Below are 21,992 nucleotides of genomic sequence, written 5' to 3'. Positions count from 1 at the left end.
GCGCTGCCGACGCAATCGGAAGGGATGCCAAGCGTCGCCCGGCAAATAAGGTTGGAAAACATGCCCCCGGATAATTTCCCAATTCGATAATGAGTGACAGAGACGCATCGCAAAAGCAGCGCTGTACCGACTATCGCGATTTTTAGCCGAATAAAAGATTAATTCCCTTGTGACTTCATGCCGCCCCGGAACCCCCGGGCGATAAATCGACTCACGGTCAAGAACCCTGTCGACGACACACATTTATTTCGAATTATTACGCCGGACCGGCAATCATTACCGGACAGATGAGGGTCGCACACCGTCGCGCCGCCTGAAGGCGAACGCTTATTCCCGATCAAAATATTCAGGTTACAAATTTTTAAAGGCCCCGTTACAATTCGGCGACGAATGAATTCGCATCAATAAAGTACGACGCAGCTGCCGGCACATCGAATCCGAGATGACGCAAGATCTCCCAAATTCCCGCCCTGTCATGTCGACGGGCGATCAATCCGTGCTTTCCAGCATGAAGCAGGACCATGCCTTCGTGGTATGGCTCACTGGTGTGTCCGGTGCCGGTAAATCGACGCTCTCGAATCTTCTGAAGGAACAGCTCGATGCGCGCGGCCTTCGGACTTTTCTGCTGGACGGCGATCAACTTCGCGAAGGATTGAATCAGGATCTGGGGTTCAGCGACGCAGACCGCCACGAGAACATTCGCCGGACGGCCGAGGTCGCGCGCCTGATGGTAGCTGCCGGGCTCGTCGTCATCGTTGCGCTGATCTCGCCGTTTCGGGAGGCACGCGCCAAAGCGCGCGCACGTTTCCCGCAGGGCATGTTTTTCGAAGTCTTCGTCGACGTTGCGCTGGATGTGGCGGAAGCGCGCGACCCCAAAGGGCTCTACGCACGGGCAAGGCAAGGGACGCTTCGGCAGTTCACCGGCATCGAATCGACCTATGAAAAACCGGTATCGCCCGACGTGCATGTGCGCACGGGCGAAGCAGGTCCGCGGGAATGCGTGCACGCGATCATGCAGAAATTGCCGTTGAACAGCTGATGCACGTCGTCGAACGTCGCCGGCCGCCCGTCGTGAACCTCCATCACCGCGAGCACCGGGCCATCGTCGGCCACCGCGACGCGATCTGACCGAAAACCCGTCGCCCCCCTTCCCGCGCGGCGCGACGCACCGGCTGACGAACCCCGGCAAGATTCCGCCCGAACTGATCGAAGTCCAGTGGGGCACATACCCCGGCGAGCACGACGTCGTCCGCGTCGAGGACACCTACGGCCGCGCAGCGCGGTGAGCGACGCTATACCCGGCGCGCCACGACAGGCCGGACTTCAAACGGGCAGCACGCACCCACGTCGTGCCGGCTTTTCATTACGTCAACCAATGTCAGCCCGGTTGCCCGCCGCTCACAGGTCAGGTTATAAAAGCGCCTCCCATTCCGGTGCATGCGCCGCCCTTTTACCCTTGACTTCGGAGAACGCGTGATCGATCTCGCCACCGCCCAGCAATTCCTGATGACCCGCGGCCTCGACTTCGGCCTCAACCTCCTCGCCGCCATCGTGTTGTGGTTCGTCGGCCGCTGGGCGATCCGCATCGGTACCCGCCTGCTCGGCAAGGTCGTTCGCCGCAGCGGCAAGGTCGACCCGACGCTCACCGACTACCTGACGTCCGTCGTCGGCGTGCTGCTGACGATCCTGCTGATCCTCGCGATCCTGCAGATCTTCGGCGTACAGACGACCTCGTTCGCCGCACTGCTCGCCGGCCTCGGCCTCGCGATCGGCACCGCCTGGGGTGGTCTGCTCGCGCATTTCGCCGCCGGCGTGTTCATGCAGGTGCTGCGCCCGTTCAAGATCGGCGACGTGATCAGCGCGGGCGGCGTCACGGGCACCGTGAAGGAGCTCGGCCTGTTCGGCACGACGATCATCACCGCCGACAACATCGTGACGATCGTCGGCAACAACAAGATCTTCTCGGACAACATCGCGAACTACAGCGCGACGCCGCATCGCCGCGTCGACCTGACCGCGAAGATCGCGCATAGCGTGGACGCGGCCGATGCGATCAACCGTCTGAAGACGCAGATCCAGCTGGTGCCGAACGTGCTGAAAGTGCCGGCGCCGGACGTCGGCGTGCTGCAGTTCACGCCGGAAGGCCCGCTGCTGTTCGTGCGGCCGTCGACTCAGCCGGAGCACTACTGGCAGGTGTACTGCGACACCAATCGCGTGATCCTCGATACGTTCCGCGAAGCCGGCTATCCGACGCCCGAAACCCCGGTCTCTCAACGCAACGCGTGACGGAAGCGGCGGCCGAACCGCACGGACAAAAAAAGCGTGGCACTCTTGCCACGCTTTTTTATTGCGTCGAAACCCGTCGCGCCGCGTCAGCGCCCGCCCGCCTTCGGCGCCCCGTCCGAGCGCCGCCCGCGCACGAGCTTCCACACCGCGCCGAGCGCGACCGGCACGATCGCCGCGCCGATCCCGACCAGCACGATCACGTTCAGGTACTGGCGGATGAACGGGATGTTGCCGAAGAAATAGCCGAGCAGCACGAGCAGCAGCACCCACACCAGCGCGCCGATCACGTTGAACAACTGGAAGCGCGCGACGCTCATCGACGACGCCCCCGCGACGAACGGCGCGAACGTGCGCACGACCGGAATGAAGCGCGCGAGCACGATCGTCTTGCCGCCGTGCTTGTCGTAGAACGTGTGGGTCTTCTGCAGCGCGGCGCGATCGAGGAACCGCTCGAGCACCGGGATATGCGTATTGAACACCTTCGGGCCGACCCAGCGGCCGATCAGATAGTTCACGGTGTTGCCGGCAATCGCCGCGACGAGCAGCAGCACGATCAGCAGGCCGACGTTCATTTCGCCCGTCGCCGCGAACGCGCCGCCGATGAACAGCAGCGAATCGCCGGGCAGGAACGGGAATACGACGAGGCCCGTCTCGCAGAACACGATCAGGAACAGCACGAGATAGACCCATGCACCGTACTGCCGGATGAAATCGCCGAGGAAAGCGTCGATATGCAGGACAAGGTTGACGAAATGAAGCAGCGTATCCAAATGCGATTCCTCGAAGGCGATGGGGCCGGAACGGCCGGAACAGGCCAGACATGGCCGAGGCGGCCGCCAGCCAAGGCGGCGCGTGCAACGGGGTGATGATACCGAAACTACCTTAAGGCTCCGTGAAAAAACGTAACGGCCGGCCGCCCCGGCACGCGTTCGCGGCCTCGCTATAATTCGGCCATGTCCGATATCACCGAAACGGCCGCGGGCGCCGCACCCGCCCCCGCCGCGCGCCCGCTGCGCGCGATCCAGCCCCTGCCCGACCAGCTGATCAGCCAGATCGCCGCCGGCGAGGTCGTCGAACGCCCGGCGTCGGTCGTCAAGGAGCTGCTCGAGAACGCAATGGACGCCGGCGCGACGACGCTGCGCATCGTGCTGGAAGAAGGCGGCGTCAAGCGCATCTCGATCACCGACGACGGCTGCGGGATTCCGCCGGACGAACTGGCGCTCGCGCTGATGCGCCACGCGACCAGCAAGATCCGCTCGCTCGAGGAGCTCGAGGCGGTCGCGACGCTGGGTTTTCGCGGCGAAGCGCTCGCGTCGATCGCGTCGGTCGCCGAGATGTCGATCACGAGCCGGACGGCCGATGCCGCGCATGCGATGAAGATCGATGCGCAGACGGGCGTGCTGTCGCCCGCCGCCGGCTCGATCGGCACGACGATCGAGGTGCGCGAGCTGTACTTCAACACGCCCGCGCGGCGCAAATTCCTGAAGAGCGAGCAGACCGAATTCGGCCACTGCCTGGAAATGATCCGCCGCGCGGCGCTCGCGCGGCCGGATGTCGCGATCTCGGTGCTGCACAACGGCAAGGCCGTCGAGCACTGGAATGCGACCGAGCCCGCGCAGCGCGTCGCGAAGATTCTCGGCGACGGCTTCGCGACCGCGCACCTGCCGCTCGACGAGCAGGCCGGCCCGCTCGCCGTGTACGGCTGCGCCGGCTTGCCGACCGCGAGCCGCGGGCGCGCCGACCAGCAGTACTTCTTCGTGAACGGCCGCTTCGTGCGCGACAAGCTGCTGACGCACGCGGTGCGTGCGGCCTACGAGGACGTGCTGCACGGCGACCGCTACCCGTCGTACGTGCTGTTCCTCGACCTGCCGCCCGAAGCCGTCGACGTGAACGTGCATCCGTCGAAGATCGAAGTGCGGTTCCGCGATTCGCGCTCGATCCATCAGTACGTGTTCCACGCGGTGCAGCGGGCGCTCGCGCGCCATGCGGGCGCGTCGCCGGAAACCACGGCGGGCGGCCATGCCGCGCATCTCGAACCCGCGCCGCGCGGGCCGGCGTCGTTCCTCGATACGCCGCTCGGCCAAAGCCCGGGCCACGCGACAGGCGGCAGCGGCGGAGTCGCCGGTAGCGGCTTCTCGTCGCCGTCTTCGTCATCGTCATCCGGCAACACGTGGATGCGCCAGGCGCGGATGACGCAAGGCACGCTGCCCGTCGCGCAGCCGCTCGCGCTCTATGACGCGCTGTTCGGCCGCAAGGACAGCGGCGCGGGCACGCCCGCCGGCACGACGCTCATCGCCCGCGATGCGGCCGACGCGGCCGACGTGCCGGTCGCGCCGCTGTCGGGTGTCGCCGCGTCGCCGCTCGCCGCCGGCGCGCACGACGAGCAGCCGCTCGGCTTCGCGCTCGGCCAGATCCACGGGATCTACGTGTTGGCACAGAACGCATACGGCCTCGTGATCGTCGACATGCACGCGGCGCACGAGCGGATCCTGTACGAGCAGTTCAAGAACGCGCTCGCCGACCGCACGGTCGCCGTGCAGTCGCTGCTGCTGCCGATCTCGATGACGGCCACGCCGGTCGAGATCGGCACGGTCGAGGAAGAGCGCGACACGCTCGAATCGCTCGGCTTCGACCTCGCGGTGCTGTCGCCGACGACGCTCGCCATCCGCGCGGTGCCGGCGCTGCTGAAGGATGCCGACCTGCAGTCGCTCGCGCGCGCCGTGCTCGCCGACCTGCATGCATTCGGCGGCTCGCGCGTGCTCACCGAGCGCCAGCACGAACTGCTCGGCACGCTCGCGTGCCATCACGCGGTGCGCGCGAACCGGCGCCTGACGCTCGACGAGATGAACGCGCTGCTGCGCCAGATGGAGGCGACCGAGCGCGCGGACCAGTGCAATCACGGCCGGCCGACCTGGTATCAGCTCACGCTGAACGATCTCGACCGTCTCTTCATGCGCGGGCAATGAGCGCTTCTTCGCAGCCCGCTCAGACGACGATCGCCTGCCTGCTCGGCCCCACCGCTTCGGGGAAGACCGCCGCGGCGCTGGCGCTCGCCGCGCGCCGCCCGATCGAGATCGTCAGCGTCGATTCGGCGCTCGTCTACCGCGACATGGATATCGGTACCGCGAAACCGTCGCGCGACGAGCGCGCGAGCGTGCCGCATCACCTGATCGACATCATCGACCCGGCCGACGCGTATTCGGCCGCGGAATTCCGTGCGGACACGCTGCGGCTGATCGGCGAGATCGTCGCGCGCGGCCGCACGCCGCTGCTCGCGGGCGGCACGATGCTGTACTACAAGGCGCTGACGCAAGGGCTCAACGACCTGCCGGGCGCCGACCCGGAGGTCCGCGCGGCACTCGACGCCGACGCCGCGCGCGACGGCTGGCCCGCGCTGCACGCGCGGCTCGCGCAGGTCGATCCCGACACGGCCGCGCGGCTTGCGCCGAACGATTCGCAGCGGATCCAGCGTGCGCTCGAAATCTTCATGCTGAGCGGGCAACCGATGTCGGCGCTGCTCGCCGCGCCGCGCCGTACGGACGATGCGGCCGCCGCGTACCGCTTCGTGCCGGTCGCACTCGAGCCGTCGGACCGCGCGGTGCTGCACGCGCGGATCGCGCAGCGCTTCGACGCGATGCTCGACGCGGGCTTCATCGACGAAGTCGAACGGCTGCGCCGCCGCGACGATCTCCATCCCGACCTGCCGTCGATGCGTTGCGTCGGCTACCGGCAGGCGTGGGAATTCCTCGACGGCGCCACCGACTACCGGACGATGCGCGACAAGGGCATCTTCGCGACACGCCAGCTGTGCAAGCGCCAGATCACGTGGCTGCGCGCGATGCCGGAGCGGATCATCGTCGATTGCATCGCGCCGGATTCGACGGCCCGCGCGCTCGACGCCCTCGAACGCGTGCTCGACGGCCGCATGCCCGGCTGACGCGTCAGCCGGCCCGACGCACCGCCAGGCGCGCGCGGGCGCCGTCGACGATCCACGCGATACCGCGCTCGAACGCTTCGTCGTCGCTGCGTTCGCGCAGCGCGGCCCAGCCTTTCGCGAGCAACGGGTACTCTGCCGCGTCCGGCAGCGGCGCATCGGCACCTGCACCCGGCCCCGCCTGCTCTTCCAGCACCCATCCGACCACGAAGCGGCTGATCGCGACCATCACGTCGACCGCCTCGTCCGGCGTGAACCCCGCGTCGCCGAGCAGCGCGACCTTGCGTTCGATCGAGCTGAAATGCAGCGCGCGCGGCCGCGTGCCGGCATGCAGGCGCGCGCCGTCGCGATAGGCCAGCAGCGCGCGGCGAAAACTGCGTGCATTCTCCGCGAGCCACGCATCCCACACGTCGTCCGGCTGCGGCAGCGACGCGCCGTGACGCTCCAGCATGATCGCTTCGGCCATCGCGTCGAGCAGCTCGGCCTTGTTCCTGAAATGCCAGTACAACGTTGGCGACTGCACGCCGAGCCGTTCGGCGAGCCGCCGCGTCGACAGCCCGTCGATCCCCACCTCGTCCAGCAATTCGAGCGCCGCGCGCAATACGGTGTCGCGCGTCAATCGCGCGCCTGTGTCCTTCATCTCTATCACCGATAGGGAAACTGTGGAATACTTCGCACTCTATCATCGATAGAGTGACACCCTTGAATCCGTCCCTGATTGCCATCCTGGCCACGGTCCTGCTCGACGCGATCGGCGTCGGGATCGTGATGCCGATCCTGCCCGGGCTGCTGCGCTCGCTCGCCGCGTCGGGCAGCACCGACACCCGCTACGGAATCCTGCTCGCGCTGTACGCGTGCGCGCAGTTCCTGTGCGCACCGCTGCTCGGCGCGCTGAGCGACCGTTTCGGCCGCCGCCCGGTACTGCTCGCATCGCTCGCGGGCGCGGCGCTCGACTATCTGCTGATGGCGCTCGCGCCGACGCTCGCATGGCTTTACGTCGGCCGGCTGATCGCGGGCATCACCGGTGCGAACGTCGCGGTCGCGACCGCGTACGTGACCGACGTGACGGCCGAACCCGACCGCGCACGACGCTTCGGCCAGCTCGGCGCGATGATGGGCATCGGCTTCATCGCCGGCCCGCTGATCGGCGGGCTGCTCGGCGCGCTGCACCTGCGTGCGCCGTTCGTCGCGGCCGCGTTGCTCAACGCGCTGAATCTCGTGCTCGTGTGGCGCGTGCTGCCGGAATCGCGGCCGCGCCCGGCCCGGGAAGGCCGGACGGTCGGCGCGCTCAACCCGTTCGCAAGCCTGCGCCGGCTGAGCGGCGCGCCCGCGCTCGCGCCGCTGGTCGGCATCTACGTGATCGTGGCACTCGTGTCGCAGGCGCCCGCGACGCTGTGGATCCTGTACGGCCAGGAACATTTCGGCTGGTCGACGCCGGTCGCGGGGCTGTCGCTCGCCGGTTACGGCGCGTGCCACGCGCTCGCGCAGGCATTCGCGATCGGGCCGCTGATCGCGCGGCTCGGCGAGCGGCGCGCGCTCGCGCTCGGCCTCGCGGGCGACGCGCTCGGGCTTGCGGTCATCGCGTTCGCGACCGCCCCATGGGTGCCGTTCGCGCTGCTGCCGTTGTTCGCGGCCGGCGGCATGACGCTGCCGGCGTTGCAGGCGATGCTCGCGCGGCAGGTCGACGATACGCGCCAGGGCGAACTGCAAGGGACGCTGGCGAGCGTGGCGAACCTGATCGGCATCGCAGGGCCGCTGGTCGTCACCGCGACCTACGCGGCGACGCGCGCGACCTGGCCGGGCCTCGTGTGGGCCGCGGCCGCGCTGCTGTACCTGTTCGTGCCGCCGTTGCTGGCCGGCGCGCGCCCGGCGAACGCACCGCGCGCATCCGCGTAAGCGTCGCCGCGCGCCGGCCCGCCACGCAGCGCCCGAAAAAAAAAGCCGCCCGGATCGACTCCGGGCGGCTTTTCCTGCTGCATCTGCTTTGTGGTGCGTCAGACCACGACCGTCTGCGCCTCGCCTTCGCGGGTCGCACGCACGGTGCCGATCTTCCACACCTGTTCGCCGGCGGCGGTCAGGTCGGCGATCGCTGCATCGGCATCGGCCGCCGAGACGATCACGGCCATCCCGATCCCGCAATTGAACACGCGATGCATTTCCGCGTCGGCGACGCCGCCGTGCTCCTGCAGCCACTTGAACAGCGGCGGCAGCGGCCATGCGTTCTGGTCGAGCTCGGCGGTGAGGCCTTCGCGCAGCACGCGCGGGATGTTCTCGACGAGGCCGCCCCCGGTGATGTGCGCCATGCCCTTCACCGACAGCTTCTGCATCAGCGCGAGCAGCGGCTTCACGTAGATGCGCGTCGGCGCCATCAGCGCGTCGGCCAGCGAGCGGCCATGGAAATCGGCCGATAGATCCGGGTTCGCGCGCTCGATGATCTTGCGCACCAGCGAAAAGCCGTTCGAGTGGATGCCGCTCGATGCGAGGCCCAGCACGACGTCGCCTTCGGCGATCGTGCTGCCGTCGATGATCTTGCTCTTCTCGACCGCGCCGACCGCGAAGCCGGCCAGGTCGTATTCGCCGTCCGGGTACATGCCCGGCATTTCGGCCGTTTCGCCGCCGATCAGCGCGCAGCCCGACAGTTCGCAGCCCTGCGCGATGCCCTTGACGACGGTGGCGGCCGTGTCGACGTCGAGCTTGCCGCATGCGAAGTAGTCGAGGAAGAACAGCGGCTCGGCGCCCTGGACGAGGATGTCGTTCACGCTCATCGCGACGAGATCCTGGCCGACGGTGTCGTGTTTGTTCAGATGAAAGGCCAGCTTGAGCTTGGTGCCCACGCCGTCGGTGCCGGACACGAGCACGGGCTCCTTGTACTTCTTCGGCACTTCGAACAGCGCGCCGAACCCGCCGATGCCGCCGAGCACGCCGTCGCGCAGGGTTTTCTTCGCAAAAGGCTTGATCTTGTCGATGAGCGCGTCGCCGGCGTCGATGTCGACACCTGCGTCGCGATAGGACAGACCCTGAGCGTCGGGAGCGGATTTCGGAGGATTCATGGGGGAATGCGAGAAGGTCGGTAAAATGCGATTTTACCCGAAGCCGGCCCGTTGGCCGGAATTCCCAGCACCGAATCGTCAGGGATTGCATCTTGGTCAACACGTCCCCGTTTTCATCGCCGGGCGAAGCGCGCCGAAACCCGCGCCGCGCCGCCGTGCGTACGGTCGCGCGTGAAGCCAGCCCAGGCGCCTTCCCCCGCGCGTGCCCGGCGTACGGCACGCGTTTTTTCAACCGATCCGCATTGTGACTGCTGTGTCCCGTCAACTGACGCTCGATCTCGGCACGCCGCCGCCCGCCACGTTCGACAACTTCATCATGAGCGACGAGAACGACGAGCTCGTCACGCGCCTGCAGAAGCTCGATCTCGCGCTCGCGGCCGGCCCCGTGCCGGACCGGTCGTTCTACATCTGGGGCGAACCCGGCAGCGGCCGTACCCACTTGCTGCAGGCGCTCGTGAGCGACGCGTCGTACGGCTATGCACGCTACCTGACGCCGCAGAGCCCGCTCGGCGCGTTCACGTTCGACCCGCGCATCGGCATCTACGCGATCGACGATTGCGACCGGATGAGCGACACGCAGCAGGTCGCGCTGTTCAACCTGTTCAACGAAGTGCGCGCACACCCGTCGAGCGCGTTCGTCGCGGCGGGCCCGGCGGCGCCGCTCGCGCTCGACGTACGCGAGGATCTGCGCACGCGCCTCGGCTGGGGGCTCGTGTTCCACCTGACGCCGCCGTCCGACGCCGGCAAGATCGCGGTGCTCAAGCTCGCGGCGAAGGAGCGCGGGATCGCGCTCACCGACGACATCGCCGCCTACCTGCTGACCCATTTCCGCCGCGACATGCCGAGCCTGATGGCGTTGCTCGACGCGCTCGACCGCTTTTCGCTCGAGCAGAAACGCGCGGTCACGCTGCCGCTGCTGCGCCGGATGCTCGCGCGCCCGGGCGACGACATCACACCACCGGGCACGGGCCCGAACCGCTTCGAGTAAAATGCGCTTCCATGACTAATCTGGCACTCTTTGACCTCGATCACACGCTGATCCCGACCGATAGCGACCACGAATGGGGCCGCTTCATGGTGAAGCTCGGCATCGTCGACGCGGAAAGCTTCTCGCGTCAGAACGACCAGTTCTTCGCCGACTACAAGGCCGGCCGGCTCGACATCCACGCGTACCTCACGGCGATGCTCACGCCGCTCGCGAAGTATTCGCGCGCGCAGCTGGCCGAATGGCACGAGCAGTACATGCACGAGGTGATCCGGCCCGCGATGACGCCCGCCGCGCTCGAACTCGTGCGCCAGCACCTCGATGCGGGCGACCTGTGCTGCGTCGTGACGGCGACCAACGAATTCATCACGCGCCCGATCGCGACCGCGTTCGGCGTCGACACGCTGATCGCGTGCGAGGTCGAAACGACCGACGGGCATCCCGATTCGCCGTACACGGGCCGGCCGACCGGCACGCCGAGCTATCGCGAAGGCAAGATCGTGCGCACCGAAGCATGGCTCGCATCGCTCGGCAAGCACTGGGACGACTTCGAACACAGCTACTTCTACAGCGACTCGCACAACGACATCCCGCTGCTCGAGAAAGTCACCGACCCGATCGCGACCAACCCTGACGACACGCTGCGTGCGCATGCAAGCACCCGCGGCTGGCGTATCCTCGATCTCTTCTGAACGTCGTGATCAAAAAATTCATTCGAAAGCTGCTCGGCCAGGACGAAACCGAGCAAACGCCTTCCGCACCGGCCCGGGCCGACGAAGCGGCCCCTGCTGCCCCGCGCGCCCCGAAGGGCGCCCGCGGCGGCGGCACGAAAAAACCGCGCAGCAACCATGAGCCGACCGTCGTGCCGGCCAGCGTGCACGGCATCAATCCGGCGCTGATCTCGAAGAACGCGGTGCGCGTGACCGACACGCTGCAACAGGCAGGTTTTCGCGCGTTCATCGTCGGCGGCGCGGTGCGCGACCTGCTGCTCGGCATCGCGCCGAAGGACTTCGACGTCGCGACCGACGCGACGCCGACCGAGGTGCAGCGCCTGTTCCGCCGCGCGCGCCTGATCGGCCGCCGCTTCCAGATCGTCCACGTGCAGTTCGGCCAGGAACTGATCGAGGTGTCGACGTTCCGCGCGCTGGTCGACGCGCCGCCCGAGGCAGCCGCGGCAACAGCAGAGCCGCCGAGGCGCCTGAAGCGCGACGAACTCGATCGCCGCACGCACGCGGTCGACGCGAGCGGCCGCGTGCTGCGCGACAACGTGTGGGGCGAGCAGCACGAGGACGCCGCGCGCCGCGACTTCACGATCAACGCGATGTACTACGACCCGTCGACGCAGACGGTGCTCGACTATCACGACGGGATGGCCGACGTACGCGCCCGCCTGTTGCGGATGATCGGCGATCCGGCCACCCGCTTCCGCGAGGATCCGGTGCGGATGCTGCGCGTCGTGCGCTTCGCGGCGAAGCTCGATTTCGAGATCGAGCCGCATACGCGCGAGCCGATCCACGCGCTCGCCGACCTGATCAACAACGTGCCGGCCGCGCGCCTGTTCGACGAAATGCTGAAGCTGCTGCTGTCGGGCCACGCGCTCGCGTGCCTGCAGCGGCTGCGCAAGGAAGGGCTGCACCACGGGCTGCTGCCGCTGCTCGACGTCGTGCTCGAACAGCCGCAGGGCGAGAAGTTCATCACGCTCGCGCTGAACAACACCGACGCGCGCGTGCGCGCCGGCAAGCCGGTGTCACCGGGCTTCCTGTTCGCGACGCTGCTGTGGCACGACATGCGCCAACGCTTCGAGCAATACACGGCGGCGGGCGAAATTCCGGTGCCGGCGCTCCATCGCGCGATGGACGACGTGCTCGACATGCAGACCGAGAAACTCGCGATCCACAAGCGCTACTCGGCCGACATGCGCGAGATCTGGGGCCTGCAGTTGCGCCTGGAGAAACGCTCGGGCCGCAGCGCGATGCGGCTGCTGGAACACCAAAGGTTTAGAGCGGGGTATGATTTCCTCCTGTTACGCTGCGAATCCGGCGAGCTCGATACGGAAGTCGGACAGTGGTGGACGGATTTCATCGAAGGCGACGCGGCCGCTCGCGAGGCATTGCTCACGCAGGGCGGCTCGAAGGAAAAATCGCCCCGCAAGCGCCGCCGCCGCGGCGGTGCGCGAAACCGCAAGCCGGGTGAAGGCGCCGCCGAGCAGGCGCCGGATACCGCCGGCGATACCGCGAGCGGTTCCGACGACTGACGCGCGCGCCGGCGAACGACGTAGGAAGTGATGCCATGACGGTTGCATATATCGGACTGGGGGCGAATCTCGGCGATGCGCGCCAGACCCTGAAGGACGCGGTGGTGTGCCTCGCGCAGCAGCGCACCATCTCGATCCTCGGGAAATCGAGCCTGTATCGCACGGCGCCGTTCGAAGCGGGCGGCGACGACTACTACAACTGCGTCGTCAAGCTCGACACGACGCTGTCGGCCCGCGAGCTGCTCGCGCTCTGCCAGAAGATCGAACATCACTTCGGCCGCGAGCGCCCGTATCGCAATGCGCCGCGTACGCTCGACCTCGACATCCTGCTGTTCGGCGCCGATTCGATCGACGAACCCGACCTGATCGTCCCGCACCCGCGCCTCACCGACCGCGCCTTCGCGCTCGTGCCGCTCGTCGAGATCGAGCCGGCGCTCGACATCCCCGCGCGCGGCCGTGCCGACGCCTTTCTCGCCGCCGTCGCGGATCAGCGCGTCGAAAAGGTGCAAACCTGCCAGTGCCCGATGCAAAAGGCGCTTGCTGCCGGCGAAGACGCCGACAATACCCGCTGCCGATGAACGCCACTCCGCTGACCGTCACCGCGCCCGACCTGCGCGCCCCGCACCGCTATCTCGTGATCGAAGGCCCGATCGGCGTCGGCAAGACGACGCTCGCGCGCCTGCTCGGCGAGCGCTGGTCGATGCAGGCGCTGCTCGAGCGCCCGCAGGACAACCCGTTCCTCGAACGCTTCTATCGCGACACCGCGCGCTACGCGTTGCCGGTCCAGCTGTCGTTCGCGCTGCAGCGCGCCCAGCAGGCGCGCGAGCTGATCGGCGCGCTCGACACGGGCCGCCCCGTCATCGCCGATTTCATGCCGCAGAAGAACGACATCTTCGCGCGGCTGAACCTGCCGGAAGACGAGTGGCAGCTGTATCGCTCGGTCGCCACGCACGTCGACGTGCCGCAGGCGCCGCCGCCCGATCTCGTCGTCTACCTGCAGGCCAGCCCCGAGGTGCTGTTCTCGCGCATCCAGAAGCGCGGGACGCCGATGGAGCTGCAGATCAGCGACGCGTACCTGCGCTCGCTCGTCGACGCGTACAACGAATTCTTCTACCACTACGACCGCACGCCGGTGCTGACGGTCGCGGCCGAACACCTGAACCCGCTGGATTCCCCCGAAGATCTCGCCCTGCTGGTCGAACGCATCGAGACGATGCGCGGCCGCAAGGAATTCTTCGTCAAGGGCGAGACGACGCGCTGACGCGTCCCGCCTGTCGTTTCTCACCCACCGACCCGGATTTCCCATGACCTATCTCCAGGAATCGAGCCGGCCTGCCGTGACGGTCCCCAAGCTGCAGGCAATGCGCGACGCCGGCGAGAAGATCGCGATGCTCACGTGCTACGACGCGAGCTTTTCCGCGCTGCTCGATCGCGCCGGCACCGACGTGCTGCTGATCGGCGATTCGCTCGGCAACGTGTTGCAGGGCCACACGACCACGCTGCCCGTGTCGATCGACGACATCGCGTACCACACCGCCTGTGTCGCCCGGGCGCAGCCGCGCGCGCTCGTCGTCGCCGATCTGCCGTTCGGCACGTACGGGACGCCGGCCGACGCGTTCGCGAACGCGGTCAAGCTGATGCGCGCGGGCGCGCAGATGGTCAAGCTCGAAGGCGGCGAATGGCTCGCCGATACGATCCGCTTCCTCGTCGAACGCTCGGTGCCCGTCTGCGCGCACCTCGGCCTCACGCCGCAGTCGGTGCATGCGTTCGGCGGCTTCAAGGTGCAGGGCAAGACCGAAGCCGGCGCCGCGCAATTGCTGCGCGACGCGCGCGCGATCGAGGATGCCGGTGCGCAGCTCGTCGTGCTCGAAGCCGTGCCGACGCTCGTCGCGGCCGAGGTCACGCACATGCTGAAGATTCCGACAATCGGCATCGGCGCGGGCGTCGACTGCTCGGGGCAGGTGCTCGTGCTGCACGACATGCTCGGCGTGTTCCCCGGCAAGCGGCCGCGCTTCGTGAAGGATTTCATGCACGGGCAGCCGAACATTCAGGCGGCCGTCGAAGCGTACGTGAGCGCGGTGAAGGATCGGTCGTTTCCGGGCCCGGAACATTCGTTCTGATTCCCGGACGAGCGGGCGGCTCGATGCGAAGGCAAGCGTCGCCGCCTGCTCGACAACGCTCGTCGTTCGATTTGACCGCGCTGCATTTTCAAACACGTCCTATATCCGTGTGCCTTCGTTGCGGAGACCATTGCACTTCCATCGTTCCATGGAGGCGAAATGTCTCACGTATACGAACGCGCAGCCGAACTGGCCGGCGAACCGCTACAAGGTGACGGTGAGTGCGTTGCGCTCGTGAAGGTCCATACCAAAGTGGGCGCGACTTCGGGCTGGCGACCGGAAAAGACCGTAAAGGGCGATTCGACCATTCGTCCGGGCACGGTCATCGCAACCTTCGAGAACGAGCGTTATCCGAACAGATCGTACGGCAACCACGCAGCGTTCTATCTGGGTCAGGATTCGAAAGGCATCTACGTCGTCGAACAATGGCGCAGCCTGACCAAAGTCAAGAAACGGCACATCCGGTTCCAGGGCAAGGACAAAAACGGTCGCTATATCGATCCGAGCAACAACGCCGATGCGTTCTCGGTGGTGAGGTGACGATGGCGCCCGCCTATTTTTCAATCAATGCGGCGCTCGCCGCGGTGCTGACAACTACTTGCATCTCGTCGGCGTACGCGACTTCGGCGCCCGTCCAGTGTCCGGCCCGCCTGCCGGTTTCGCAGACGGTCAACGGCCCCGCGCCCGACGGCTGGCGCCCCTACGATTCGCAGAAGGCACATCCGCTGATCGGCGTGTCGTTCTGGTCCGGGCCGCCCGATCAACTCGCGATGCTCGCCCCATCGAGCGGCGTCAAACGGCGCGATACGCTCGTCAACACGTGGCCACTCGCCGCAGCCCAAACCGATTACTGGGTAAGTTGCGAGTATTTCGACACGGCCGCTATCGTTGCCCGTCCGCTCGGCACCGCCGCGCGAACCTGTACGGTCCGCTACGACGCGAAGCGGACGCCGCCGACGATGATCGACTGGGAGTGCAAACCATCTGCGCGCTGACTCGACGCACATGGAGGCAACTCATCGGTTGGCGACCATAACGCCCGATGCCTTTGCGCTCGTGACATGAGGATGCGCATGCGCCCTACACCGTATCGACTTCTCGCCATCGCAGCATTCGCGTACAGTTCGCTCGTCGCATTACCCGCGTCAGCTGCAACGGCAGAGTGCCCCGCACGCGTTGCCGTTACCCAGCAGCTCGATGGCCAGCCGCCCAATGGCTGGAAAAACTTCGACACGCAAGATACTTATCCGCTTGCCGCCGTCAGGTTCTGGTCAGGACCGCCGGACCGGATGACGTCGTTGGTGCCGAACCGCTCGCGTTCCGAGTCCAACAGCGATATTTATATCTGGTCGCTCGGCGAAAACAGTGAAGACTATTGGGTTTCGTGCGACTACGGCAATACGAGCGTCGTGATTGCACGGCCACTGGGCAAACAGGCACAGACCTGCGTCGCGCGCTACCGACGTGGGCACGCTATCGTACAAAGCTGGCAATGTACGCCGCAGAAGTAATCCGCGTTCAGGCCGGTGCGCAGCCGTGAAGCAAGCGCGCTGCCATCGGCCCGCGCAACGCATTGCAGATCATCAGCTCATCCGCGTTCAGCACATCGTCGAGCGTCAGCACGCGCTCTTTGGCGCCTACTGCCGGATCGTCGAGCAGCACACCGCGCAGCACGCCGGGCAGCACGCCGCACGACAGCGGTGGCGTCACCCACACACCATCCAGCTTCACGAACACGTTCGAGCGCCCGCCTTCCGTCACCTCGCCGCGCTCGTTGACGAACAGCATGTCGAACCCGCCTAGCGCCTCCGCCGCTTGCCACGCGCGGTCGTATTCGGTGCGGCGCGTGGTCTTGTGCAGCAGCAGTGGGTCGTCGGCCCGAGTCGGCGCGAAGCCGTGCGCGGAGGCCAACAGCACGCCGACCGGCCCTGCCGGCAGCGCCTTGAGCGGCGCCGCGGCGATCTCGATCGTGCCGTCCTTCGCGAGCGCGAGCTTCATCCGATACGCGCCGTCGCCGTCGAGCGCCGCGCAGCGCGCATCGATCTCGCGACGCAACGCGTCGGCGTCGAAGCGGAAGCCGAATGCATCGGCGCTGCGCTGCAGCCGCGCGAGATGGCGATCGAGATGCCGGATGCCGTCCGTCCGCGTGGCGGCCGTCGTTTCGAACAACTGGAAGCCGGGATCGGCGTCCGTCAGGAATCGCGCTTTCAATTCGCACTCCGCATATTCGTCGGCCGCGATGCTGTCGAGCACGATGCCCGCGCCGACGCCCATCGTGCCGCGTCGCCGGCCGGCTACCGCGATGGCGGTGCCCGTATCGTCCGTGTCGTTGCCGACGCCGTCCGCATCGACCGTCAGCGTCCGGATCGCCACCGACAGGCAGAAATCGCCGCAACCGTCCGCCGCACCGTGCAACGCCTCGCACGCGTCTTCCTTCGGTGCGTCGAGCCAGCCAATCGCACCGGTATACAACCCGCGCGGCGTCGACTCGATCGCGTCGATCAACTGCATCGTCTTGTACTTCGGCGCGCCCGTAATCGACCCGCAAGGAAACAGCGCGCGCAGCATCTGCGCGAACGTCGTGCCGTCGCGCCAGCCGGCCTCGACCGTCGACGTCATCTGCCACACAGATGCATACGGCTCGACCGAGAACAGCGCCGGCACCTTGACGGTGCCCGTGCGCGCGATCCGCGACACGTCGTTGCGCAGCAGGTCGACGATCATCACGTTTTCCGCGCGGTTCTTCGGGTCATTCGCGAGGAACGCGGCCGCTGCCGTGTCTTCACGTGGATCGGCCGAACGCGGCGCGGTGCCCTTCATCGGCCGCGCGCGCAGCACGTCGCCGTGCTTCTCGACGAACAGCTCCGGCGAGCACGATACGACCCATGCGCCGTCCGGCAGCGCGATCAGCGCGCCGTACCGCACGGGTTGGCGCGCGCGCAGCCGCCGGTACAGCGCGAGCGGCGTGCCGAACACGTCGAAATTCAGCCGGTACGTGTAGTTGACCTGATACGAATCGCCCGCGCGCAACGCGTCGTGCACCGCGGCGATCGCCGCGTCGAACGCATCGCGCGACACGCTCTTCGCGACGTGCGCGACACCCGCGATCGACGGCGTGCCGCCGCCGTCCTGCTGCACAAGCCATGCATCGACGTCGTCGCGCGACAGCCGCTCGCAGCGTGCATACAACAAAAAGCGCAGCGGGGCATGGCCCGGCTGCGCCCGTTGCAGGTTGCGTCCGAATTCGTAATCGCCGACGACGACCGCATGCAGCCCGTCGCGCAGATCCTGCGCAACCGCCGCATCGATGGCGTCGAGCTGCGCCGGGTCCGTGCACACGCGTTCGCGCACGAAGTCCGAATACAAACGACTCGACCGCGCGGACGCGGTCGAGTCGCAATCGTCCAAGAGCGCGAACGACGCGCTCTCGTTGCCTTCAGTCATGCCATTACTCGAAGAAGCTCTTCACACGGTCGAACCAGCTCTTGCTCTGCGGGCTGTGACGCGCGCCGCCCTCGGCCAGCGACTTCTCGAACTGCTTGAGCAGGTCGCGCTGGTGGTCGGTCAGCTTCACGGGCGTCTCGACCTGCACGTGTACGTACAGATCGCCCGCAATGCTCGAACGCAGCCCCTTGATCCCCTTGCCGCGCAGGCGGAACGTCTTGCCCGACTGCGTGCCTTCCGGCACCGGGAACGACGCACGGCCTGCCAGCGTCGGCACCTCGATCTCGCCGCCAAGTGCGGCGGTCGTGAACGGAATCGGCATCTGGCAGTGGAGATCGTCGCCGTCGCGCTCGAACACCGCATGCGGCTTGATGTGGATCTCGACGTACAGGTCGCCTGGCGGCCCGCCGTTGATGCCCGGCTCGCCGTTGCCGGCCGAGCGGATCCGCATCCCGTCGTCGATCCCGGCCGGAATCTTCACTTCGAGCGTCTTGGTTTCCTTCACCTTGCCCGACCCGTGGCAATGCGCGCACGGCTCGGGGATGTAGGTACCCGTGCCATGGCACTTCGGGCAGGTCTGCTGGATGCTGAAAAAGCCCTGCGACATGCGCACCGTGCCCTGGCCATGACAGGTCGGGCAGGTTTCCGGCTTCGTGCCGGGCTTCGCGCCCGAGCCGTGGCAGACTTCGCACGACACCCAGCTCGGCACGCGGATCTGCGTGTCGTAGCCGTGCGCGGCCTGCTCGAGCGTGATTTCCATGCTGTAGCGCAGGTCGGCGCCGCGGTACACCTGCGGGCCACCGCGGCCGCCGCGCGCGGCGCCGCCCGCGGCCTGGCCGAAGATGTCGCCGAAGATGTCGCCAAATGCATCCGCGAAGCCGCCGAAGCCTTGTGCACCCGCACCGCCCATGTTCGGATCGACGCCCGCGTGGCCGTACTGGTCGTACGCGGCCCGCTTCTGTCCATCCGACAGCATTTCATAGGCTTCCTTCGCCTCCTTGAAATGCTCTTCCGCATCCTTGCTGTCCGGATTGCGGTCAGGGTGATACTTCATCGCAAGCTTGCGATATGCCTTCTTGATTTCGTCGTCGCTCGCATTCTTCGCGACGCCCAGAACCTCGTAGTAATCCCGTTTCGCCATATCGATTCACTGTGCCGCCACGCATCGCGCACGCGGCGGCTCCTTTCGCCCGCAGTAAAGTCTCTCGACTCGTCTGGCGCTGCACCGTCCGCGGACGGCTCGCGCAGCACCCGCCAAAAAACAAATGTGCCCGGAGGGCCGCGAAGCCCGCCAGGCGTGGAGTCGATCCGGCCATCCGGAAGGAAAGACAGACCGCTGTTCAGCCGCGCCGCGCGCGTATCGCGCGCGGCGTGCGGTGCCATCGCAACCCGGCTTAGTCCTTCTTCACTTCCTTGAACTCGGCGTCGACGACGTCGTCGGCAGCCTGTTGCGCACCACCCGCATGGGCCGCGCCTTCCGTCGCACCGGCCGCGCCGGCCGCACCCGCCTGCTGGGCCTGCATGTCGGCGTACATCTTCTCGCCGAGCTTCTGCGAGACCTTGCCGAGTTCCTCGACCTTCGCGTCGATCGCCGCCTTGTCGGCCGACGTGTCCTTCAGCGCGTCCTCGAGCGACTTCAGCGCCGCTTCGATCGCTTCCTTCTCGCCCGCGTCCAGCTTGTCGCCGTACTCGGTCAGCGCCTTCTTCGTGCTGTGGACCAGCGCGTCGCCCTGGTTGCGCGAATCGGCCAGCTCGCGCAGCTTGTGGTCTTCCGCCGCGTTCGCTTCCGCATCCTTGATCATCTGGTCGATTTCAGCCTCGGACAGGCCCGAGTTCGCCTTGATCGTGATCTTGTTTTCCTTGCCGGTCGCCTTGTCCTTCGCGCCGACGTGCAGGATGCCGTTCGCGTCGATGTCGAAGGTCACTTCGATCTGCGGCACGCCGCGCGGTGCCGGCGGGATGCCTTCGAGGTTGAACTCGCCGAGCAGCTTGTTGCCCGCCGCCATTTCGCGTTCGCCCTGGAACACCTTGATCGTCACGGCCGACTGGTTGTCGTCCGCCGTCGAATACACCTGAGCGTGCTTCGTCGGAATCGTCGTGTTCTTGTTGATCATCTTCGTCATCACGCCGCCGAGCGTCTCGATACCGAGCGACAGCGGGGTCACGTCGAGCAGCAGCACGTCCTTGCGGTCGCCCGACAGCACCTGGCCCTGGATCGCCGCGCCGACCGCGACGGCTTCGTCCGGGTTCACGTCACGGCGCGGATCCTTGCCGAAGAACTCCTTCACCTTCTCCTGCACCTTCGGCATGCGGGTCTGGCCGCCGACCAGGATCACGTCGTCGATGTCCGACACCTTGACGCCTGCGTCCTTGATCGCGATGCGGCACGGCTCGATCGTGCGCTCGACGAGGTCTTCCACCAGCGCTTCCAGCTTCGCGCGGGTGATCTTCAGGTTCAAGTGCTTCGGGCCCGACGCGTCCGCCGTGATGTACGGCAGGTTGATTTCGGTCTGCTGGCCCGACGACAGCTCGATCTTCGCCTTTTCGGCGGCTTCCTTCAGGCGCTGCAGCGCGAGCACGTCCTTGGACAGGTCGACGCCCTGCTCCTTCTTGAACTCGCCGATGATGTAATCGATGATGCGCTGGTCGAAGTCTTCGCCGCCGAGGAACGTGTCGCCGTTGGTCGACAGCACTTCGAACTGCATTTCGCCGTCGACGTCCGCGATCTCGATGATCGACACGTCGAACGTGCCGCCGCCGAGGTCATACACGGCGATCTTGCGGTCGCCCTTCTCGACCTTGTCGAGACCGAACGCGAGCGCGGCTGCCGTCGGCTCGTTGATGATCCGCTTGACTTCGAGGCCCGCGATGCGGCCGGCGTCCTTGGTCGCCTGGCGCTGGCTGTCGTTGAAGTACGCCGGCACCGTGATCACGGCTTCCGTGACCGGCTCGCCGAGGTAGTCTTCGGCCGTCTTCTTCATCTTGCGCAGCACTTCGGCCGACACCTGCGGCGGCGCGAGCTTTTCGCCGTGCGCTTCGACCCATGCATCGCCGTTGTCGGCCTTGATGATCGAGTACGGCATCAGGCCGATGTCCTTCTGGACTTCCTTCTCTTCGAAGCGGCGGCCGATCAGGCGCTTCACCGCGAACAGCGTGTTCTTCGGGTTGGTCACCGACTGGCGCTTGGCCGGCGCGCCGACGAGCACTTCGTTATCGTCCATGTACGCGATGATCGACGGCGTCGTGCGCGTGCCTTCCGAGTTCTCGATGACCTTGACCTGGTTGCCTTCCATGATCGCGACGCACGAGTTCGTGGTGCCGAGGTCAATACCGATGATCTTTCCCATTTTTTCCTAATCTCCAGAAATGCTTGTTTGCTGCGCGAAACGCCGCGTTTTTGGGCGGTTTCGCACGCCAGAATTCAACTCTGTTCCCGAAATGCGTCCGCCCGATCCGTTTTCAAGACCCGACGAGCGATGCGGATATTAAATTTTTTCAATCGCCGCCGGCTAGCGGATCGCACCCGACGGATCGCCGCCCGACACGCTCTTCGCGCGTGCGGCCGCGACGGCTGCCTGGAACTGGACGAGGCCATGCCAGCCCGTCGCGCGGCCCAGCCGCTTGCCGCGATGGAAGAAGAACCACGTCGGCACGCCGTGCAACCCGAAGCGGCGCCCCAGCTCATGGTGTTCGTACACGTTGCAATGGAACCACTTCAGGTCCAGCGCGCGGATCGCGTCGGCCTGCGCGAGCATCGCCTTCTTCGCGATCTCGCAGTTGAAGCAGTCGACGCCCCAGAAGAACACCACGGCCAGCGCATCGCCCGCGCCGGCGATGGCCGCGTCGAACGTGCCGGCGTCGAGCGCCTGCATGTCGAACGCGTCGAACGCGGCCGGATCGACGCCGGCGGGCACCATCT

General features: G+C 66.7%; 21 protein-coding genes and 1 pseudogene. 15 read left to right on the top strand and 7 right to left on the bottom strand.

Going from position 1 to position 21,992, the window contains the following annotated elements:
* Positions 1-475: 475 nt before the first annotated feature.
* From cysC to CFB81_RS03510, 3 genes and pseudogenes are all read left to right on the top strand, one after another.
* A complete protein-coding gene (gene cysC, locus CFB81_RS03520; RefSeq protein WP_089434589.1) occupies positions 476-1,039 on the top strand; it encodes an adenylyl-sulfate kinase in 564 nt (187 codons plus the stop codon).
* An 85-nt stretch (positions 1,040-1,124) separates the two neighbouring features.
* Positions 1,125-1,286 (top strand): annotated as a pseudogene (locus CFB81_RS03515) (mannose-1-phosphate guanylyltransferase/mannose-6-phosphate isomerase); the annotation flags it as partial.
* A 187-nt stretch (positions 1,287-1,473) separates the two neighbouring features.
* Entirely contained in the window at positions 1,474-2,286 is an 813-nt protein-coding gene (locus tag CFB81_RS03510) for a mechanosensitive ion channel family protein (RefSeq protein WP_069616674.1), read from the top strand.
* Positions 2,287-2,372: 86 nt separating this feature from the next.
* Here CFB81_RS03510 and CFB81_RS03505 read toward each other — a convergent pair whose 3' ends face one another.
* A complete protein-coding gene (locus tag CFB81_RS03505) occupies positions 2,373-3,056 on the bottom strand; it encodes a DedA family protein (RefSeq protein WP_069616675.1) in 684 nt (227 codons plus the stop codon).
* Between the two features lie 183 nt (positions 3,057-3,239).
* Between CFB81_RS03505 and mutL the strand changes: the two genes are divergently transcribed.
* Together mutL and miaA are read left to right on the top strand one after the other, a co-directional pair.
* Positions 3,240-5,252, top strand: a complete 2,013-nt coding sequence (gene mutL, locus CFB81_RS03500) for a DNA mismatch repair endonuclease MutL (RefSeq protein ID WP_089434588.1) — start codon at positions 3,240-3,242, stop codon at positions 5,250-5,252.
* Entirely contained in the window at positions 5,249-6,223 is a 975-nt protein-coding gene (miaA, locus tag CFB81_RS03495; protein ID WP_089434587.1) for a tRNA (adenosine(37)-N6)-dimethylallyltransferase MiaA, read from the top strand. Before mutL ends, miaA begins: the two co-directional genes overlap by 4 nt.
* 4 nt (positions 6,224-6,227) lie before the next feature.
* On the opposite strand, the gene tetR is transcribed toward miaA, so the two are convergent.
* The gene (gene tetR / locus CFB81_RS03490; protein ID WP_089434586.1) at positions 6,228-6,860 is read right to left on the bottom strand and encodes a tetracycline resistance transcriptional repressor TetR; all 633 of its coding nucleotides are present in this window, start codon (positions 6,858-6,860) and stop codon (positions 6,228-6,230) included.
* Positions 6,861-6,922: 62 nt separating this feature from the next.
* Here tetR and tet point away from each other — a divergent pair, with 62 nt between their 5' ends.
* On the top strand, positions 6,923-8,116 hold the full coding sequence (gene tet, locus CFB81_RS03485) for a Tet(A)/Tet(B)/Tet(C) family tetracycline efflux MFS transporter (protein ID WP_089434585.1): 1,194 nt from the start codon (positions 6,923-6,925) through the stop codon (positions 8,114-8,116).
* A gap of 98 nt (positions 8,117-8,214) precedes the next feature.
* Here the strand turns inward: tet and purM are convergent, their stop codons facing one another.
* On the bottom strand, positions 8,215-9,270 hold the full coding sequence (gene purM / locus CFB81_RS03480; RefSeq protein ID WP_006484927.1) for a phosphoribosylformylglycinamidine cyclo-ligase: 1,056 nt from the start codon (positions 9,268-9,270) through the stop codon (positions 8,215-8,217).
* Positions 9,271-9,523: 253 nt separating this feature from the next.
* Between purM and hda the strand changes: the two genes are divergently transcribed.
* The 9 genes from hda to CFB81_RS35225 all read left to right on the top strand — a co-directional run bounded on the left by hda (position 9,524) and on the right by CFB81_RS35225 (position 16,140).
* On the top strand, positions 9,524-10,258 hold the full coding sequence (gene hda, locus CFB81_RS03475; RefSeq protein WP_069616681.1) for a DnaA regulatory inactivator Hda: 735 nt from the start codon (positions 9,524-9,526) through the stop codon (positions 10,256-10,258).
* An 11-nt stretch (positions 10,259-10,269) separates the two neighbouring features.
* Complete coding sequence (locus tag CFB81_RS03470; RefSeq protein ID WP_069616682.1) at positions 10,270-10,947, top strand: HAD family phosphatase; 678 nt, start codon at positions 10,270-10,272, stop codon at positions 10,945-10,947.
* A gap of 5 nt (positions 10,948-10,952) precedes the next feature.
* Positions 10,953-12,509 carry a polynucleotide adenylyltransferase PcnB gene (gene pcnB / locus CFB81_RS03465; RefSeq protein ID WP_089434584.1) on the top strand — a complete coding sequence of 519 codons (1,557 nt, stop codon included), beginning with the start codon at positions 10,953-10,955 and terminating at the stop codon, positions 12,507-12,509.
* 35 nt (positions 12,510-12,544) lie between these two features.
* Positions 12,545-13,087, top strand: coding sequence for a 2-amino-4-hydroxy-6-hydroxymethyldihydropteridine diphosphokinase (folK, locus tag CFB81_RS03460; protein ID WP_089434583.1), 543 nt, complete (start codon positions 12,545-12,547; stop codon positions 13,085-13,087).
* Positions 13,084-13,770, top strand: a complete 687-nt coding sequence (locus tag CFB81_RS03455) for a deoxynucleoside kinase (RefSeq protein WP_089434582.1) — start codon at positions 13,084-13,086, stop codon at positions 13,768-13,770. The genes folK and CFB81_RS03455 overlap by 4 nt, the downstream gene beginning before the upstream one ends.
* A gap of 43 nt (positions 13,771-13,813) precedes the next feature.
* Positions 13,814-14,629: a 3-methyl-2-oxobutanoate hydroxymethyltransferase gene (gene panB, locus CFB81_RS03450; RefSeq protein ID WP_069616685.1), complete on the top strand. Its 816-nt coding sequence runs from the start codon at positions 13,814-13,816 to the stop codon at positions 14,627-14,629.
* 159 nt (positions 14,630-14,788) lie between these two features.
* Complete coding sequence (locus CFB81_RS03445) at positions 14,789-15,169, top strand: BPSL0067 family protein (protein WP_089434581.1); 381 nt, start codon at positions 14,789-14,791, stop codon at positions 15,167-15,169.
* Between the two features lie 44 nt (positions 15,170-15,213).
* On the top strand, positions 15,214-15,624 hold the full coding sequence (locus CFB81_RS03440; protein WP_143328559.1) for an STY0301 family protein: 411 nt from the start codon (positions 15,214-15,216) through the stop codon (positions 15,622-15,624).
* 78 nt (positions 15,625-15,702) lie between these two features.
* Positions 15,703-16,140, top strand: a complete 438-nt coding sequence (locus CFB81_RS35225; protein WP_143328558.1) for an STY0301 family protein — start codon at positions 15,703-15,705, stop codon at positions 16,138-16,140.
* Positions 16,141-16,147: 7 nt separating this feature from the next.
* Here CFB81_RS35225 and CFB81_RS03435 read toward each other — a convergent pair whose 3' ends face one another.
* The 4 genes from CFB81_RS03435 to CFB81_RS03420 all read right to left on the bottom strand — a co-directional run bounded on the left by CFB81_RS03435 (position 16,148) and on the right by CFB81_RS03420 (position 21,990).
* Positions 16,148-18,073, bottom strand: a complete 1,926-nt coding sequence (locus CFB81_RS03435) for a chorismate-binding protein (protein ID WP_089434579.1) — start codon at positions 18,071-18,073, stop codon at positions 16,148-16,150.
* Between the two features lie 4 nt (positions 18,074-18,077).
* The gene (gene dnaJ / locus CFB81_RS03430) at positions 18,078-19,214 is read right to left on the bottom strand and encodes a molecular chaperone DnaJ (RefSeq protein WP_034206478.1); all 1,137 of its coding nucleotides are present in this window, start codon (positions 19,212-19,214) and stop codon (positions 18,078-18,080) included.
* A gap of 253 nt (positions 19,215-19,467) precedes the next feature.
* The gene (dnaK, locus tag CFB81_RS03425; protein ID WP_069616689.1) at positions 19,468-21,420 is read right to left on the bottom strand and encodes a molecular chaperone DnaK; all 1,953 of its coding nucleotides are present in this window, start codon (positions 21,418-21,420) and stop codon (positions 19,468-19,470) included.
* A gap of 162 nt (positions 21,421-21,582) precedes the next feature.
* On the bottom strand, positions 21,583-21,990 hold the full coding sequence (locus tag CFB81_RS03420) for a thioredoxin family protein (RefSeq protein ID WP_089434578.1): 408 nt from the start codon (positions 21,988-21,990) through the stop codon (positions 21,583-21,585).
* Between the last annotated feature and the right edge of the window lie 2 nt (positions 21,991-21,992).

This window comes from Burkholderia sp. AU28863, from assembly GCF_002223195.1.
Lineage (GTDB): Bacteria > Pseudomonadota > Gammaproteobacteria > Burkholderiales > Burkholderiaceae > Burkholderia > Burkholderia sola.
Note: the sequence above shows the minus strand (reverse complement) of the source record. Positions and strands in the feature narration are given on the sequence as shown.

Excerpts from the sequence above, each read along its gene's own strand:
- cysC (WP_089434589.1), top strand. The coding sequence starts at position 476 with ATGTCGACGGGCGATCAATCCGTGCTTTCCAGCATGAAGCAGGACCAT.
- mutL (WP_089434588.1), top strand. The coding sequence starts at position 3,240 with ATGTCCGATATCACCGAAACGGCCGCGGGCGCCGCACCCGCCCCCGCC.
- miaA (WP_089434587.1), top strand. The coding sequence starts at position 5,249 with ATGAGCGCTTCTTCGCAGCCCGCTCAGACGACGATCGCCTGCCTGCTC.
- tetR (WP_089434586.1), bottom strand. The coding sequence starts at position 6,860 with ATGAAGGACACAGGCGCGCGATTGACGCGCGACACCGTATTGCGCGCG.
- purM (WP_006484927.1), bottom strand. The coding sequence starts at position 9,270 with ATGAATCCTCCGAAATCCGCTCCCGACGCTCAGGGTCTGTCCTATCGC.
- CFB81_RS03470 (WP_069616682.1), top strand. The coding sequence starts at position 10,270 with ATGACTAATCTGGCACTCTTTGACCTCGATCACACGCTGATCCCGACC.
- folK (WP_089434583.1), top strand. The coding sequence starts at position 12,545 with ATGACGGTTGCATATATCGGACTGGGGGCGAATCTCGGCGATGCGCGC.
- CFB81_RS03455 (WP_089434582.1), top strand. The coding sequence starts at position 13,084 with ATGAACGCCACTCCGCTGACCGTCACCGCGCCCGACCTGCGCGCCCCG.
- panB (WP_069616685.1), top strand. The coding sequence starts at position 13,814 with ATGACCTATCTCCAGGAATCGAGCCGGCCTGCCGTGACGGTCCCCAAG.
- CFB81_RS03445 (WP_089434581.1), top strand. The coding sequence starts at position 14,789 with ATGTCTCACGTATACGAACGCGCAGCCGAACTGGCCGGCGAACCGCTA.
- CFB81_RS35225 (WP_143328558.1), top strand. The coding sequence starts at position 15,703 with ATGCGCCCTACACCGTATCGACTTCTCGCCATCGCAGCATTCGCGTAC.
- CFB81_RS03435 (WP_089434579.1), bottom strand. The coding sequence starts at position 18,073 with ATGACTGAAGGCAACGAGAGCGCGTCGTTCGCGCTCTTGGACGATTGC.
- dnaJ (WP_034206478.1), bottom strand. The coding sequence starts at position 19,214 with ATGGCGAAACGGGATTACTACGAGGTTCTGGGCGTCGCGAAGAATGCG.
- dnaK (WP_069616689.1), bottom strand. The coding sequence starts at position 21,420 with ATGGGAAAGATCATCGGTATTGACCTCGGCACCACGAACTCGTGCGTC.
- CFB81_RS03420 (WP_089434578.1), bottom strand. The coding sequence starts at position 21,990 with ATGGTGCCCGCCGGCGTCGATCCGGCCGCGTTCGACGCGTTCGACATG.